The following is a 365-nucleotide window of genomic DNA, read 5'->3' on the forward strand; positions in this document are numbered from 1 at the left end:
AGTTCAAGGAAAGCCTGTCAGGCCGCCTGGGCGACGTGCTGAGCCTGCTCTATATCGGCTCGGCCATCCTCAAGCGCTACGAGGACAACGGCCAACCTGCAGGCGACCAGCCGCTGCTGGCCTGGGCGATGTTCGACATCAACCACCGCATCGAGCTCGCCCTGTCCGCCGCGCTGCGCAACTTTCCGATCCGCCCGGTCGGCTGGGCGCTGTGGCTGCTGGTCTTCCCTTGGGGCCGCCGCGCGCAGGCGCCATCGGATCCCCTCGGTCATCGTGCCGCTGCCCTGCTGATGACGCCTTCCGACACCCGCGATCGCCTCTGCGAGGGGGTGTTCACGACCCCTTGCGAGAACAACCCGGCCGGT

General features: G+C 67.9%; 1 protein-coding gene. It reads left to right on the forward strand.

Annotated elements, in window-relative coordinates; all coding sequences use genetic code 11:
- On the forward strand, positions 1-365 hold a 365-nt coding region (locus tag FLQ44_RS11090), incomplete at both ends, for an acyl-CoA dehydrogenase domain-containing protein (RefSeq protein WP_147694444.1).

The sequence above is a fragment of the Vogesella mureinivorans genome (assembly GCF_007644035.1).
In the GTDB taxonomy this organism is placed as follows: Bacteria; Pseudomonadota; Gammaproteobacteria; order Burkholderiales; family Chromobacteriaceae; genus Vogesella; species Vogesella mureinivorans.